Raw genomic sequence first — 16132 nt, 5'->3', positions numbered from 1 at the left:
ATGGAACAAAAGAAAAATTACACCTTGCCCATCGTCATGATGTTCTTGCTCTTTGCAATGATCTCCTTCGTGACGGGACTTTCGAATCCGCTGGGCGTCATCGTGAAGAATCAGTTTGCCGTGGCGAACTGGATGTCGCAGCTGGGCAACTTCGCCAACTTCATCGCCTATGCGGTGATGGGTATTCCGGCGGGTATGATGCTCAAGCGTATCGGCTATAAGAAGACGGCGCTGGCCGCCGTGGTCGTGGGCTTCGTCGGTGTGGGCATCCAGTATCTTTCGGGTGTTGCCGGCAGTTTCTCGGTCTACCTGATCGGCGCCTTCGTTTCGGGCTTCTCGATGTGTATGCTCAATACGGTGGTGAACCCGATGCTCAACACGCTCGGCGGCGGCGGCAAGAAGGGTAATCAGCTTATCCAGTTCGGCGGCTCGCTCAACTCGATTTCGGCGACTATCGTGCCGATCCTCGTAGGTTACCTGATGGGTAATGCAGCCAATGCGACGATCAGCGATGCGGCTCCCGCCCTGTTCATCGCCATGGGTATCTTCGCGGTCGTATTCTTCGTGCTGGCAGCGGTTCGCATTCCCGAACCCTTCGCGATCCAGAGCGCCAAGACCGAGAAGAAGGACAAGCACAGCGCCATGTCGTTCCGCCACTTCGTACTGGGTACGGTGGCTATCTTTATCTATGTAGGTGTCGAAGTGGGTATCCCCAACTTCATGAACCTGTTCCTGACTTCTACTCCCGACGCTGCGACGCCGGGTGTCGGAATGGCTGCGGCTGCGGCCGGTTCGCTCGTGGGTACTTACTGGTTCCTGATGATGTGCGGCCGTCTGATCGGCGGTGTCATCGGCGGTAAGGTGTCGAGTAAGGTTCAGTTGACGGTGGTTTCCGTCGTGGCCCTTGCCTTCGTATTGCTGGGTATCTTCGCTCCGATCGATACGATGGGCCGTATGCCGGTGTTCACCGGTACGGGCTTTGCCATGATCGAAGTTCCCATCGGCGTCATGTTCCTCACGCTGTGCGGCCTCTGCACGTCGGTGATGTGGGGCGGTATCTTCAACCTCGCGGTTGAGGGCCTCGGCAAATATACCTCCATGGGCTCGGGTATCTTTATGGTGATGGTTTGCGGCGGCGGTATCCTCCCGCTGATCCAGGGCTATGTTGCCGACATTTCCAACTACCTGTCGAGCTACTGGGTAATCATCGCCGGTCTGGCCTACATGCTCTTCTACGCACTCGTAGGTTCGAAGAACGTCAACAAGGACATTCCCGTAGAGGAGTAGTTCCGATTATACAGAGCTTTTTGCTCTTGTTCCCGTGTGGCGCGGATGGGTTTCCCATTCGCGCCACACTCCGTTTAATTAACCGCTTTCCTGAATCCGGAACCGGGGTATGTCGCTTTCCGTTCTTCAGGCGAAGAATATGTCCCGGCCGCGCCGAAGGGCAAATAAAAAAGGTCCTTCGGAAAGGACCTTTTTTATTGCAGGGCAGCAGTGCCCGTAAGAATCGAAAACTACTTGATACGCTCGTAATACTCGCGCGTGCGGGTATCTACGCGGATCTTGTCTCCCGTGTTGATGAACAGCGGCACGCGGATCGTGGCGCCGTCTTTTGCGGTCGCGGAGTTTACCGTGGCGGGTTTGAGCGAGTTGGTCGATGCCGTGTCGCCCTTGATGCCCGGTTCGGTGTAGATCACCTCCATGTCGACGATCGGGGGCAGCTCGGCCGAAAGGACGCTCTCCTTCTCGGTGTGGAACATCACCTCGACGATCTGGCCGTCGGTAATCAGATCGTAGTTGTTGATCAGGTTCTTGTCGATGTTGATCTCCTCGAAGGTCTCGGTGTGCATGAAGTGCGCACCCAGGTCGTCCTCGTAGGTGAACTGGTAGGGACGGCGCTCTACGCGTACCTGCTCGATTTTCTGGCCCACCGACGAGAAGGTGTTGTCCAGCACGCGGCCGTTTTCGAGGTTCTTGAGTTTCGAACGGACAAAAGCAGGACCTTTGCCCGGTTTGCAGTGCTGGAAATCGACTACGAGAAACGTCTTGCCGTCCATTTCGACGCACATGCCGATTTTGATATCAGCGGCTGTAATTGTCATAGGATTATAAGTTTACAATTATTATCTTTCACGGGCGCAAAGTTAATAAAAAAATCCCGGAAATCCTACACGCTCCTTTTCGGGACTGTGCGCAGGGCTGTCAGCCCGGATTTAAAGCTCGATCGGTTTGCACCGGAGGCCCATCTGGCGAATCTTCTCCAGCGTGCGGGGCAGGGCGTAACGCATGTTGCGGAAGGCCTTTTCGCTGTCGTGGAAAACCACGATAGCGCCCGGTGCGAGGTATTTCGTGACGTTCTTCAGGCACGTGCGGGGCGAGAGGCGGCGGTTGTAGTCGCGCGAAATGATGTCCCACATCACCAGTTTGTAGCGCTGCCCCAGGAACCGCGCCTGCGCCGGAGTGATGCGTGCGTAGGGCGGGCGGAAAAGTTCGCTGTGTATCAGGTCGTTGGCGAAATCCACGTCCTCCGTATAGCGTTCGAGGCTCATGCCCCATCCCTTCTGGTGCGAATAGGTGTGGTTCCCGACTTTGTGCCCGGCGTCGAGGATGCGCCGGTAGAGGTCGGGGTACATCTCGACGTTCTTGCCCAGTACGAAGAAGGTCGCTTTGGCATCGTACTTGTCCAGCGTCGAGAGAATCCACTCCGTGACACCCGGCGTAGGACCGTCGTCGAAGGTCAGGAACACGCCGTCTTCGTCGTCGATCTCCCAGATCAGGTCCGGCATCAGTCGTCGGATTATTTTTGGCGGTTTCAAACGCATAGCCCGCAAAAATAGTGAAATTCCGTGCCATTTGGAAAAAATATACGTATATTTGTAAAAAGACAACTCGAATCGACCGGCTATGAAAATGTTTTACCGTATTGCATTTGCGGCGCTTCTCGTCGCGACGATGGCAGGCTGTGATGCCTTCCACACCCTGACCAAACCGAAAAAAAGTGCACAGGGGAGACCTTATGAACTGATCGTAGTTTGTCCCCAGAAAGAGTGGACGGGCGAGGTCGGCGATACGCTGCGCGCAATCTTCACCGCTCCGGTTCCCTACCTGAACCAGGTAGAACCGCTGTTCGACGTGCTGCGCGTCCAGGAGCGGGGATTTTCGGGCATGGTTGCCGACCACCGCAATATCCTCAAGATCCTGGTCGATCCGGCAGTGAAAGAGAGCAATACCGCCGTGCAGTACGATGTGACGGCCGAGCCGCAGATCGTGATGACGGTGCAGAGCCCCGACGACAAGGCGCTGGTGGCCTACCTTTCGGAGAACCGCGAAAGCCTCGTCTATGCACTCGAACAGGCCGAGCGCAACCGCTCGCTGAAAGCTAACGCCGCTTACGGCAACCCCTCGATCGAGGCCAATATCCTCAAGACGTTCGGTGTCGAAATGAAGGTCCCGAAGGGATATACCCAGGCCAAACTGGAAGGCGACTTCCTCTGGGCGCGCAACGAATATCCTACCGCGAGCCAGGGATTTTTCATCTATTCCTACCCCTATGAAGGCAAGCAGGCGCTTACCGAAAAGGCCCTGATCGCTGCACGCAACAAGTTTGCGGCGCGGATTCCCGGTCCGTCGGACGGCTCGTATATGACCACTTCGGACGTGATCGAACCTGATTACCGCCTGTTCCGGCTCGAAGGACGCCTGTGGTGCGAACTGCGCGGCTTCTGGGACGTGCACGGCGACTTCATGGGCGGTCCGTTCGTCAGCTATACGACCGTCGATACGGCCACCAACCGCGTCTTCACGCTCGATTGCTACGTCTTCGCTCCCGATCTCAACAAGCCCCGCAAGCGCAATTACATGCGCGGCGTCGAGCATCTGCTCTATTCGGTGCAGTTCCCGAACCAGTAACACCCCGTCCCCGGCGCGGGTTCCGGGCCGCACGATGAGAAGAAACCGATGGATATGCAGCAAATACTGACATATACTTTTCTCGTAATCTACACGGTCACGATCCTCGGTATCGTTCTGGTTATCATCACCGACAACCGGAATCCGCTGAAGACCCTGCCGTGGATCATCGTGCTGGTGCTCGCCCCGGTCGTGGGGCTGATCTTCTACTTTTTCTTCGGCCAGAACCTCTCCAAGCAGCGCATCATCTCGCGCCGCACGCGCAAGCGCATCACCATGCAGCTCGAAGAGGCCCACGACGCCGAACAGCCCGACATTCCTGCCGAATACCGTCCGCTGGCCACGTTGCTCGCCTCTACGATTCACTCCGTGCCGCTCTACGGCAGCCGGATCACCCCCTACACCGACGGGGCGTCGAAGATGGAGGCGCTGCTGGCGGAGATAGCCCGCGCGAAACACCACGTCCATATCCAGTATTACATCTTCTGCGACGACCGGACGGGCTGCTGCCTGCGCGATGCGCTGGTTGCGAAGGCCCGGGAGGGGGTCATGGTGCGCATCCTCTACGACGACGTGGGATGCAGCGGTGTGAAAAAAGCGTTTTTCGAGGGTATGCGCCGCGAAGGTATCGAGGTGTTCTCCTTCCTGCACGTCAAATTCCCGCTTTTTACGAGTAAGGTCAACTACCGCAACCACCGCAAAATCGCCATTGTCGACGGGCGTGTGGGTTTCATCGGCGGTATGAATATCGCCGACCGCTATGTCCGGGGCACGGAGTGGGGATCGTGGCGCGACACCCATTTCCGGATCGAAGGCAACGGTGCGGCGGGATTGCAGGCGTCGTTCCTGAGCGACTGGTCGGCGACCACGAAACAGAATATCTATGCCGCGGCCTATTATCCTGCGGCGGAACGTTATACGAACGATATTTTGCAGATCGTGCCGAGCGGTCCGTTCGGTAAGTGGCGGGCTTTGCTGCAGGCCGACAGTTACGCCGTTTCGAACGCGCAGAAACGCATCTGGATTCAGACGCCCTATTATCTTCCGTCCGACGTGCTGAACTCCTCCTTACAGGTGGCGGCGCTGGCCGGCCTCGACGTTCGGCTGATGCTCCCGGCGCGCTCCGACTCGAAGGTCGTCGACCTGGCGTCGCATTCTTACCTCGACGACATGATGAAAGCAGGGGTGAAAATACTCTTCTACGAACCCGGTTTCCTGCACTCCAAACTGCTGATTATCGACGACGGGCTGACTGTCATCGGCTCGGCGAACATGGATTTCCGCAGTTTCGAACACAATTTCGAGGTCAATGCCTTCGTCTACGACACGGAATTTACGGCCCGCATGGCTGCGGTCTTCGAAGACGACGCCGCGCGCTGCCACGCGCTGCTGCCCGGCGAATGGTTCAACCGCTCCCGCAAACGCCGCCTGGCGGAGTCGTTCATGCGGGTGTTTTCCCCGCTGCTGTAAGTGTTGCGGTTTTTTCCGCTCGGCAGGTAATTGTTTTTAATTGCCGAAAAGCAAATTTCGCGTCCTGATGCAGGGCGGCGGGACAAAGTAGTGCGGACGCACCTGTGAGAATCGGAAACTAAATCTCCACGATGCCGTTCCGGATGGCATAAACTACCAGCGAAGCGGTATTCTTGCAGCCGGTTTTTTCGAGGATGTTGGCGCGGTGCTTGTCGACCGTGCGCTTCGAGATGAAGAGTTCGTCGGCGATCTCCTGGTTCGACAATCCCCGGCAGACGGCCACCAGGATTTCGCGTTCGCGCGACGAAAGCTGTTCGTCCGCGGCGTCTTCGCGCGTACGCATGCGCCCTGTGAGCGACGACAGCAACTGGGGCGAAAAATAACTGCCGCCCGCCATCACCGTGTCGATGGCTTCGATCACGTCGCCGATATCGGAGTCTTTCAGCAGGAAGCCCCGGGCCCCGGCCTCGACCATCCGCGAATAGTAACTCTCTTCGCCGAACATCGAAAGCGTGATGATCTTCAGGTCGGGACGCTGCGCCAGCGCCCGTTCGGTCGTCTGCGCCCCGTCGAGCCCCGGCATGGCGAAATCCATGAACACGATGTCGGCGTCGGCGCCGTCGAGCATAGCCAGGAACTCCTCGCCGCTGGCCGCTTCGCCGACGACGCGGCACTCCGTGCAGCGTTCGAGCAGCCCCCGCAGTCCGTTGCGGAAGAGCGAATGGTCGTCGACCAGGATGATTTTATGCGGTTCCATTACCTGCGGCGGCGTTTACGGTTTCGGTTCAGCGGCGCAGGCTCCTGCTGCGTATTGACGCGGATGGCCGCACGCATGCCCCTGCCCTTGGCGGATGCAATGTCGAATGTGCCGCCCAGCGAGTTGATGCGCGACGCGATGTTCGAGAGGCCCATGCCGCAGTCCATCATCGCCTGCGGATTGAATCCGCGGCCGTTGTCGGTATAGTCGAGCGCCAGTTCCGAGCCGTTCTGCGACAGCGAGAGGTTGACCTCCGAGCAGGCGGCGTGCTTGAGCGAGTTGTTGATCAGTTCGCAGATCACGCGGTAGAGGATCACCTCGATGTCGGTGTCGTAACGTTCCGAGCGGAGGTTGGTCGTGAAGCGAATCTTTACGTCGTGCATCGCGGCGCTCTTGTCGATGAAGTTCTGCACGCCCCGCGCCAGCCCGAAGTCGTTGAGCACGTGCGGCGAAAGGTTGTTCGAAATCTCGCGCAGCGAGCGGATCGCCTCGTCGATCACGTAGGTCGTATTGTCGATGATCTCGCGCTGTTCGGCGTCGTGTTCCTCGCGCGAAAGGGCCGTGAGCGACATTTTGGCCGACGAGAGCAGCGGCCCGAGGCCGTCGTGCAGCTCCTTGGAGAATCGCGAACGGGCCTTCTCCTCGGTGCGGAGCACGGCCGTGAGGATGCGTTTGTTGAGCAGCGACCGCTGGCGGTTGAGGCGGTTGATGTATTTGAAGAGCTTGTGGGCGTACATCACGCCGATCGAGAGGCAGACCGAAACCACGATGCCCAGATAACCGAACCACCAGCGGGGCTCGACCTGGAAACCGGAGACGGCCAGCAACTGCACGAGACGTTCGACCGACAGCAGCGAGAAGCCCACGATGAAGAGAATCCACACCGAGTTGTACTTGGTGGTGCGCACCAGCCGCAGCGCATAGACCGTAGCGAGGGACTGAATGGCGATGGAGATGACGAGCAGGACCTTGATCAGCATAGGCGTCGGGGTATGTAAAGATTATCTTTTTACAAATATACTACTATTTCAGCACATTGCCAAGATTTTTCAGTTGCCGGTAATCCGTCAGGTCTACCTGCACGGGAACCACCGCCACGTATTTGTTGGCCAACGCCCATTCGTCGGTGTCGGTGGCTTCGGGTTCGGCATTGACGAATGCGCCCGTGAGCCAGAAATACTCCCGGCCCCGGGGGTCTTCGTGGCGGTAGAACTCCTCGCGCCAGAAGCCGCGGTTCTGGCGGCAGAGTTTTATACCCCGGATCTCTTCGGGCCGCCCGACGGGCACGTTCACGTTCAGGCACAGCGGCAGTTCGAGTTCCGGAGCGGCGAGAATGTCTCCTACGATCCGCTTGCCGAAAAGCACCGCGGCGTCGAAATCAGCGTCGGCCTCGTGGTCGTCGAGCGACAGACCGACGGCCGGGCAACTGTAAAAACTGCCCTCCATGGCCGCGCCCATCGTCCCCGAGTAGAGCACGTTGACGGCCGAGTTGGAACCGTGGTTGATGCCCGAGATCACCATGTCGACGCGTTCGTCGCGCAGCAGGTAGTCGAAGGCCATCTTCACGCAGTCGACCGGGGTTCCCGAGAAAGCATAAACCTCGAGTCCCTCCTCCTCGCGGATGCGGCGCAGGTAAAGGGGGTTGTACATCGTGATGGCCTGGCTCATGCCGCTCTGCGTCGTTTCGGGAGCCACGACCACCACCCGGCCGAAGGCCCGGGCGACCTCGATGGCTGCCGCTATGCCTTTCGAATCGTATCCGTCGTCGTTGGTTACAAGTATCAGTTTTTCGTTCATATTTTTTCGCTTGTTTTCCGGCCGGAACCGTGTAATCCGGACGCAGCCCGGCCGTTTCGTTTGCCGGGGCGCGGCCTGTCCGGGCCGGTGTTATTTTGACAAAGATAGTGATAAATTGCGCTTTTTTCATGCAATACTTGCGCCGTTCCGAAATTTCTTCCTATATTTGCAGTCCCTTTCAGGGCGTATATCAACCTCTTTCATTGGGCACTACGCAGATGCGGGACGGACGAAGGCGGCGGATGCAGGTGCAGACGGACGGCCGAGACGGACCACGCGGGATTACGGGCAAAGGCCCCGTATGGTAAGCACGGTGCAGCGGGAATGTCGAATGCGAAATAAAAAAAATTGTTGCAACAATGAACAAAGACGCAATCATCAAGCTCGTTAACGAGCAGATGTGGGCCAAGACGGACGCCGACGTTCCGTCGTTCAAGGCAGGTGACACGATCACCGTTTCCTACAAGATCATCGAGGGAAACAAAGAGCGCGTGCAGAGCTTCCGCGGTGTGGTTATCCAGATCAAGGGCTCGGGCAAGACCAAGATGTTCACGATCCGTAAGATTTCGAACGGCGTGGGCGTGGAGCGTATCTTCCCCCTCTACTCGCCTCACATCGACAAGATCGAGGTGAACAAGATCGGTGTCGTACGCCGTGCACGTATCTACTACCTGCGCGACCTGACCGGTAAGAAAGCCCGCATCAAGGAGAAGCGCATGACCCGTACGGAGAAAAAATAATCCGTCGCAGTCAGAACGAAAAAACAGGATGTCGCTTGCGGCATCCTGTTTTTTTGTGTCCGAAAAGGAGCAGAACCGCCCGCCGGTCAGTGACGCTGAAAGGGATAGAATGGCGGACGGACTCTGCCCCGAATGTTATCGGTCGATGCTGCCGATTTTTTTCAGTGCGTCGTATTCGGCCTGTAAACGGGCCGCAGCCGCGGCGTTGCAACGCTCTGCCGGCCCGCTGAGGGCGGCGACATCTTCCGGCGTGAATCCATGCCGGGCAATGGTTTCGGCATCCAGCCGGAACGGTGTGTCGGTCCGCAGGCATTTTTCGCAATAGGGGGCCATAAACTCCGCGGCAAGCTCCGTAAGCGTTCCGACGGTCGCATCTTCGCACGAAAGCAGTTCTATTCTGGCGGGGCTGTCCTCCTCTTCCTGCACTCCCATTCCGACGAAATAGATGCAGAACTCGTCCTGCGGATCGAATTCTCCCGCTTTGGCCAGAAATTCCGGCAGGGAGAACCGGTAACGCCCGGAGTCTTCGTAGGTCTCCGATTTCCGGCGGTAATCGTAAGCGCAGAACAGGTAAAAATCATCCTTCGGCAGCCCCGCGAGAAACGCATAGAAGGGGTGGGCCTGCGCGCGCAGTTCGGCAAACAGGGTTTCAAGATAGGGGGCGCTGATAAATCGGGAATCGCACATACAATATATTATTGATTATATTTTGAATAAAACATTGTTTAATAATAAATGTTTTATTGTATAACGAAAGGGGGTAGGTACAAAAAAAGAGGGCGCATTAGCAGCCCTTCCCGAAGGTCTTGGAAAACCCTAAATCAGAAGCTGTCCTGCGCCCTTGTAAGCCCTGTCCGCAGAACGGGCAGGACATAACAAGGACTGACAACTATTATACCTGATTAAACATCCTCCGGAGAGGTTTCCAAGTTTTCGAGAAGTATAAGGTAGTTGTTTACCTATTATCGCGACTTAATCAAGTCGTGTTATGTCGCAACAAAGTTAGCATAATTTCTGCATTTGAGAGTTTACTAATACAAATATAAGTATTATTTCTTTATGTTAATACATGTATTAGCGCAAATTTTTGATTTCACTTTTTCATTTGTATCAATGAAAAGGCAGAAACAACGGCGTGATGAGGAATTACTTCAAAAAATCGTATTGCGGGTAAAGGAACTCCGCAGTATTCACGGTCATACCCAAGAGAAATTGGTCGGAGGTACAGGGTTGAATATTCCTAATCTCGAAACAGGCGAGAATTTTCCGAATATAACAACGATCTCTATCATCTGCAAATTCTATAATATTACCCTCGATGAATTCTTCGCACCGCTGAACTATCCGCCGAAGGAATAACCCGTTCGAATAACTTTCAGCCATAAAAAAAGGTCCTTCGGAAAGGACCTTTTTTCGTTATCTATTCGACCCGGGTGGGCGGCGGCCCCTGGTAGGAGCGTTTCATGCCGCCGAAGTCGAGCACGATCTTCTGGAGCACCGTGCCGGCGTCGCCGCACAGGATTTTCAGCGTGTGCCTGCCGGGCTTGCCGATGTGCAGCGTCGTTTTGTTCACCCGGCAGTTCCGCAGGACGCTTTCGTACCAGATTTGCGCATACTCGATCGACGAGGTCGAGGGGTTCATCACCGGGCCTTCGTCGATCGAGACGCCGTACTGGGTTTCGAGGTTGGTCGCCTCGTGTCCGGCATATCCCCGGTCGGCGCTGATCACGAAGGTCGGCAGCACGTAGGTGTAAACGTCGACCGAGCCCTGCTCGAAGGTGTAGAAGTCGTATTCCACGCCGGGGACATCCCGCCGCCGGGTATTTTGTTTCGCGGCCGCCGGGTCGCCCAACTGGATCGCCGCATTCTCGACACCGAGGTTGGGGACGGGACGGATGCGGATCGCGTCGTTTTCGTGCTTGCGGTGGAAATTCGCCGCCGGGATCGAAATATACCCGTTGTGCTGGATATAGAGGTCTTCCACCTCCTCGCGGGAGGGCGAAGCGGGGTTGAAGACCGAAACCAGTACCTGCTCCTCGCCGCCGGCGCCGCGGAACGTTACGCTTCCCAGGACCTTTTCTCCGGCAGGAACCTGCTCCCAGTCGACCGAGACTTCGATCCGTTCTTCGGTGCGGGCCGTCCCTGCGCTCCGGCTCAGCACGATCCAGTCGTCGCTTGCCGAGGCGTTCCACGACAGCGGTTCGGCCCCTTTGTTATAAACGTCCACAAAGTACGACTGCCTCAGGAACGTGTTGAACGCCGGCAATGCGTGGAAACTCCGCATGCCCTTCGTCACGTCCTCGCCTTCGACCGTGATCCCCAGTTCGGCCTGCCCGGCGAGCGAAGCGCTCCGCAATTCGGGCAACTGGAAATAGGAGGCGGCGAAACCCTGGTTCATCGTCATCACATGGTCCCACTTGCCGCCGAGCAGGGCGTTGTAACCTGCCGTGATTACCCGCAGGCTGTCGTGGCACATACGGCTCTCGACGGCCAGTGATTCCGTCGCGGCACGCTGCTGCGTCGCATACAGACGGTTCTGCTGCCCGCTGAGCACCATCCGGTTGAGCAGTTCGCACGCCTTCACGGGGTAGTAGAGCACCTGGTAGAAGCACGCCTTGTTCGCTTCGGGCATCCGGTCCATCAGCGTGCTGACCTGTCCGGCGATTTGTGTGTAGGCTTTCAGCCTCCGGTCGCCTTCGCGGTAATTGGCGAAGGAGAAGTCCGTGTCCGTGTTCCGCTCCTTGCCGTATTTGTCCGTAGCCCATTGGTAGCCCCAGCCCATGAATTCGGGTTTGCGGACGAATGCGAGGTGGTAGAACGTGTCGGCGATTTTCTGGAATTCGTCGAAATATTCCCGGCCCAGCAGGCCGCTCATCCACTCTGCGCGGTAGGTCGCGGCGCGCCGGAAATCGAACGAATCGATGTCATAAGCCATCGCCAGGAAGAAATCCACCGCAAATTCGCAGGATTTGATGTCGCCCGCATTCAGCAGCCATACACGGTCGGCCGTCGAATCGTAGGCTTTGCGCAGTTCTTCGTACATCAGTGTCGGCGAGGTGGTGTTCATCCACAGGTAGTCGTGGGGCCGGCCCAGGTAGGAAGCGTGGTAGTAGACGCCCGAACGCCCGGAGCGCAGCTGTTCCTCGGGACTGCTCAGCCGTTTCATGTAGCCGTAGTTGTCGTCGGGCCAGATGATCGTCACGTCGTCGGGGAGCTGCAATCCCCGGTTGTAAACGTCGAGAACCTCCTTGTAGGGCGTGAACACCTGCGGAATCTCTTCCGCAGGTTTGCCCAGCACGTCGGCCAGAATCTGCCGCTGCGCCAGCAGGGCTTCCTGCATGGTGGCTTTCCGCGCGTCGAGGTCCTCGCTGCCGGCCATCGCCCGGTCGTGCAGCCCCCGCAAGGCCAGCGTGTAGACGTTTTCATAGGGAGCCGATGTCTCGACACGCTCTTTCAGCGCCCGGTCCACCCCCGCCTTGTTGTTGACATAGTCCCATTCGCCCCTGGTTTTCGAATCCCATTCGCTGGCGGTGTTCAGCCCCAGCGGTTCGCAGTGCGACGAGCCGATCGCAATGGCATAGCGGTCGGCAATCGCCCGGTTCTCGGGAATCTTGTAAAATGCCGTCGTCGCGTCGTGCATCGCCGGGGCGAGGTAGTTGGCTTGCAGGCGGAGCAGCAGTTCGCACACCTTCTCATAGGTCTTCGGGCCGATGTTGCCCAACTCCTTTTCGAAGTTCTCCTTCGCCCAGCGGTAAAGCCCCCAGTCCTCGTCGTTGATGAAGATGCCGCGGTATTTTACCGAAGGGGCCGCCGACGTGTAATCCGCGACGCGCAGCGTCAGCCGTTCCCGGTGCTCCACCGGAGCGTCTGCCCACCAGTACCAGGGACTCACGCCGATGGCACGCGATACCGAGAGCAGTCCGTAGGCCGTGCCGCGGCGGTCGCTGCCCGCAATGACCAGTGCTTTGCGCAGTCCGTGGCCCGGACGGTCGACCAGCCGGAGCGTGTAGCGCTCCCAGCCGCCCTCGATGGCCGAAACGTCGAGTTTCTTCGCGGCGGCCAGTTCGTCGATCCAGCGGCTTTGGCCGACCGTTCCGACGATTACCGCATAGCGGGTCCCGGCGGGGAGTTCCTGTCCGGCGACGACCGGTATTTTACGGCCCGTTACACGGGCAACGTCCGCGGCGAAAAGTCCCGCGGCGGTTCCCACGACTGCGGCGTCCGCCGCATCGTAACAGACGGGGGAGCCGGAATCAGCAGTGACTAATTCGAAGTCGGTGCGGCCCGAAGCCCGTTCGGCCAGCGTTACCTGCGCTCGCAGCGCACCGGCCTGCAGGCACAGAAAAGTTAAGCATAATATACTTTTTCGCATCATTGTCTATTGTTTCCGAAAGTGAAAGAAAGGGCCCAAAGAAGCATTCTTTGGGCCTTTTCGTTTGCAGTGCGCCGGAAATCGGGCGGACCGACCGTTCGGCGCGGGGAATTATTCCGTGATCTTGGTTTGGAGACCGAGGTAGAACTCGTTGATCTGAATCGTGCTGCCCGGGTCAATGCCGCCGTTGTTCTTACCGCGCGCGCAGTAGAAGCCCAGGAACGGCGCTGTCGTGCTGACATCGTTCTGGCCGATGAAACGCAGGTAACGGTAGTTGTTCTCCGGGATCGCGATATTGTCCGTCAGCAGGTTCTCGTATACGTTCGGATCGGGCGTCAGCGCGATGTACTCGGCGAGAGTCTCGAAGTTCGTGCCGTCGTTGCTGCCCTCGATGCGGTTGAATCCCCACCAGCGGACAAGGATGTTCTTGTTGTTACTCGATTCCGGACGATGGCGGATCCGCAGGTAGTTGACTTTTTCCGGATTGTCGCCGCGGTCGACCTGGAACCAGATATCGGCTTCGGGGGTCCCGGAAAGGTTGGGACCGTTGTTGTACGATTTGCCTGGACGCACCAGTGACAACGTCGTATTCTCGTTGCCGTCGATGGCTGCGGTTGCGCTGCTTCCGATACTTGCGTCCTTACAAATGTCGTGTGAGAAGGTCATCGTCCAACCGCTGCGGTCGCAGTCTTCGGTGATGATCTTCACGACCCGGACGGTCATGGAGGCCGTCAGTTCCGGACCTGCATCGGCGTGACGTTTGGGTACGGCGGTGATGACCGTCTTGCCGATCTTGAGGGCGTGGAGCATGCCGTTTTGGTCGATCGAGGCGACTGTCGGATCGGATGAGGAGAAGATAACGCCCTCGTTCTGGTTCACGGGCAGGGTCGAAAGCAGGGACGCGAGGTCCAAAGCGTTTCCTCCGAGTTCCATCTCTTTTTCGCCGGCCGTAAATACCAGCGACTCGATGTCGACCGGAATCTGGTCAACGACCGTCACCGTAAAGTAGGTTTCGATGCCGCCCACATAGATCGAGATCATGCTGATACCGGCCTTCTGTGCTGTTACGATGCCCTTCGGGCTGACCGTCGCCACTTCGACGTTCGATGAATAGAAGAGTTCCGCCAGGTCGGTGGCGTTTACGGGCAGCACCTTTACTTTCAGCGAAACATCCATTGTTTTGCCGACTTCCATGACCAGGCCGCCGCTCAACTCCTCGTCGAGCGTGACGCTTTCTACGGGGACCTCCATCGTTCCCGGTTCGGGTACATTGTCCTCACAGCCGACGCCCAGCAGGGCTGCCGCGGCAAACAGACAAATACTTATCTTTTTCATAATTGAAATGTAGTTTTTTCGGTTAAAGATTCCTGACTCCGGCGACCGTGTCTCCGGCCGCCGGAGCCGGAAAGTTTATTCCCCCGTGTTTTCTTTTTCGCGGCCGAAGTAAAGCTCATTGATCTGGGCTGTATTTCCGGTCGGGTTGAAGCAGTTCTTGTCGCTGACGAATTTCAGGTAGCGGTATTCCGACATGGGAATCCGGATGTTGCTCGTTTCCTGGTTCGCCAATACGGCCGACTGGCTCTCGAAATTGACATCGGCGGCAATCGGCGTAAAGTTTTCGCCGTCGTTGCTGCCCAGAATCTCGACGAACTTCAGCCAGCGGGTTCCGAAATCGGGCTGAGTCGTGGAGATGTGCCGGATGCGGAAACAGTTCACCTTGCGGGCGCTCTGCATGTCGACCACAAACCAGATCTGGATGTCGGGCTGCGACCTCAGATCCACGCCTCCGGACATCTTGCCGGGACGGGTCTGGCCGAAATTCGACTTCCCGTTCGCGTCACCGTCGAAAGCGGCTGTTTTGCTGTTATTCGTGGGTGTCGTGGGCAATTTATGCGAAGTCGCGCTGATTTCCCATCCCGTGCGGTCGTAATCGCCGCAGACGATGACCTTCATTTCTCCCTTCACGGCGGCGTGGTTCCGGGCCGATGCCGTGATGGTTGCTTCACCGACTTTCAGACACGTAACCTTACCGTTTTCATCGACCGTCGCTACCGATGTGTCGGAGGATGCGAAGACTACGCCTTCGGTGTGATCTGCGGGCAGGATCGTCATCAGCGGCGCCAGGTTCAGTTCCGAACCGGATTCCTTGAACTCGACCTCTTCGCTCGCGTTTGTGAACGCAATCGAAGTAATGACTACGGTCTCTTTCTCCACATTGAGTTCGAACGACGCCTTGACTCCGTCGACCTCGACGGTGATGGTCGTTTTTCCTTCCGAGAGCGCCTTGATTTCGCCCGTATCGCTGACGGTGGCAACCTCCGGTTTCGACGAATCGTAACTTTCCGCCTTGTTGGTGGCATTTTCGGGTGCGATCGTCGCTTTGCCTGCGATATTGAGTACTTCACCGATGATCATCGTGACGCCCTTGGTCAGTTCTTCGGGCAGGGTGACCGTTTCTACGGCGACTTTCTCGACCGTCAGGCCGAAGCGGGCCGACTTGCCGTCGACGGTGACCGTAATGGTCGTTTCGCCGACTGCAATTGCCGTTACGATGCCTTCGTCGCTGACCGATGCGATCATCGGAACCGACGATTCGTAGCTCTCTTCCGTGTTCGTGGCATTGCCCGGCGTGATCGTGACCTTGCCGGCAATGTCGAGTTTTTCACCGACCTTCAGCGTTACGCCGTCGGTCAGTTCGTCGGGAAGCGTAATCGTCTCGACGGGAATCTTCTTCGCTTCGACCTTCACCTCGAAATGCGAGTGTTTGCCGCCCACACTGATGGTAATCATCGCCAAACCGGGGTCGACGGCCTTCACGACGCCCGATTCGTCGACCGTGACGATCTTCGTGTCGGACGACTCGTAGGATTCGGTCTTGTCGGTGGCATCTTCGGGAAGCACGGTCACTTTGCCGGCGATGTTCATCGTTTGGCCGACCTCCATCGAGACGCCGCCGCTCAGCGACGCATCCAGGGCAATCGCCGAGACGGGAATCACCTTGTCCGCGTCGGAACTGTCCTCGCAGCCTGCACCCAACAATGTGGCCGCTGCGAACAGGAATATACTGATTTTTTTCATTGTCAT

14 protein-coding genes are annotated in these 16132 nt (G+C 57.5%); 5 read left to right on the top strand and 9 right to left on the bottom strand.

Going from position 1 to position 16132, the window contains the following annotated elements; genetic code table 11:
- Complete coding sequence (locus KG007_RS04010) at window positions 1-1287, top strand: MFS transporter (RefSeq protein ID WP_195459764.1); 1287 nt, start codon at window positions 1-3, stop codon at window positions 1285-1287.
- A 230-nt stretch (window positions 1288-1517) separates the two neighbouring features.
- On the opposite strand, the gene efp is transcribed toward KG007_RS04010, so the two are convergent.
- Window positions 1518-2105: an elongation factor P gene (gene efp, locus KG007_RS04005; protein WP_195459766.1), complete on the bottom strand. Its 588-nt coding sequence runs from the start codon at window positions 2103-2105 to the stop codon at window positions 1518-1520.
- 111 nt (window positions 2106-2216) lie between these two features.
- A complete protein-coding gene (locus tag KG007_RS04000) occupies window positions 2217-2789 on the bottom strand; it encodes a polysaccharide deacetylase family protein (RefSeq protein ID WP_195459769.1) in 573 nt (190 codons plus the stop codon).
- A gap of 118 nt (window positions 2790-2907) precedes the next feature.
- Between KG007_RS04000 and KG007_RS03995 the strand changes: the two genes are divergently transcribed.
- Both KG007_RS03995 and cls read left to right on the top strand, forming a co-directional pair.
- The gene (locus KG007_RS03995) at window positions 2908-3912 is read left to right on the top strand and encodes a DUF4837 family protein (RefSeq protein WP_195459772.1); all 1005 of its coding nucleotides are present in this window, start codon (window positions 2908-2910) and stop codon (window positions 3910-3912) included.
- A gap of 54 nt (window positions 3913-3966) precedes the next feature.
- A complete protein-coding gene (cls, locus tag KG007_RS03990; RefSeq protein WP_213347441.1) occupies window positions 3967-5382 on the top strand; it encodes a cardiolipin synthase in 1416 nt (471 codons plus the stop codon).
- Window positions 5383-5500: 118 nt separating this feature from the next.
- On the opposite strand, the gene KG007_RS03985 is transcribed toward cls, so the two are convergent.
- From KG007_RS03985 to surE, 3 genes are read right to left on the bottom strand one after another with little or no spacing between them, the layout of a single operon-like run.
- On the bottom strand, window positions 5501-6139 hold the full coding sequence (locus KG007_RS03985) for a response regulator (protein WP_213347440.1): 639 nt from the start codon (window positions 6137-6139) through the stop codon (window positions 5501-5503).
- On the bottom strand, window positions 6139-7119 hold the full coding sequence (locus KG007_RS03980) for a sensor histidine kinase (protein ID WP_195459780.1): 981 nt from the start codon (window positions 7117-7119) through the stop codon (window positions 6139-6141). Before KG007_RS03980 ends, KG007_RS03985 begins: the two co-directional genes overlap by 1 nt.
- Window positions 7120-7162: 43 nt before the next feature.
- On the bottom strand, window positions 7163-7936 hold the full coding sequence (gene surE, locus KG007_RS03975; RefSeq protein ID WP_195459783.1) for a 5'/3'-nucleotidase SurE: 774 nt from the start codon (window positions 7934-7936) through the stop codon (window positions 7163-7165).
- Window positions 7937-8295: 359 nt separating this feature from the next.
- On the opposite strand from surE, the gene rplS reads away from it, so the two are divergent.
- On the top strand, window positions 8296-8676 hold the full coding sequence (gene rplS / locus KG007_RS03970) for a 50S ribosomal protein L19 (RefSeq protein WP_195459786.1): 381 nt from the start codon (window positions 8296-8298) through the stop codon (window positions 8674-8676).
- A 135-nt stretch (window positions 8677-8811) separates the two neighbouring features.
- Here rplS and KG007_RS03965 read toward each other — a convergent pair whose 3' ends face one another.
- On the bottom strand, window positions 8812-9363 hold the full coding sequence (locus KG007_RS03965) for a hypothetical protein (RefSeq protein ID WP_213347439.1): 552 nt from the start codon (window positions 9361-9363) through the stop codon (window positions 8812-8814).
- A gap of 426 nt (window positions 9364-9789) precedes the next feature.
- Here KG007_RS03965 and KG007_RS03960 point away from each other — a divergent pair, with 426 nt between their 5' ends.
- On the top strand, window positions 9790-10035 hold the full coding sequence (locus tag KG007_RS03960) for a helix-turn-helix transcriptional regulator (protein WP_213347438.1): 246 nt from the start codon (window positions 9790-9792) through the stop codon (window positions 10033-10035).
- A 61-nt stretch (window positions 10036-10096) separates the two neighbouring features.
- Here the strand turns inward: KG007_RS03960 and KG007_RS03955 are convergent, their stop codons facing one another.
- The 3 genes from KG007_RS03955 to KG007_RS03945 all read right to left on the bottom strand — a co-directional run bounded on the left by KG007_RS03955 (window position 10097) and on the right by KG007_RS03945 (window position 16126).
- On the bottom strand, window positions 10097-13048 hold the full coding sequence (locus tag KG007_RS03955) for a glycosyl hydrolase 115 family protein (protein WP_213347717.1): 2952 nt from the start codon (window positions 13046-13048) through the stop codon (window positions 10097-10099).
- A 111-nt stretch (window positions 13049-13159) separates the two neighbouring features.
- Entirely contained in the window at window positions 13160-14383 is a 1224-nt protein-coding gene (locus KG007_RS03950) for an Ig-like domain-containing protein (RefSeq protein WP_213347437.1), read from the bottom strand.
- Between the two features lie 75 nt (window positions 14384-14458).
- Entirely contained in the window at window positions 14459-16126 is a 1668-nt protein-coding gene (locus KG007_RS03945; protein ID WP_213347436.1) for an Ig-like domain-containing protein, read from the bottom strand.
- Window positions 16127-16132: the final 6 nt, after the last annotated feature.

Source organism: Alistipes montrealensis (assembly GCF_018362775.1).
Lineage (GTDB): Bacteria > Bacteroidota > Bacteroidia > Bacteroidales > Rikenellaceae > Alistipes > Alistipes montrealensis.
This window is presented reverse-complemented; position numbering and strand designations above follow the sequence as displayed.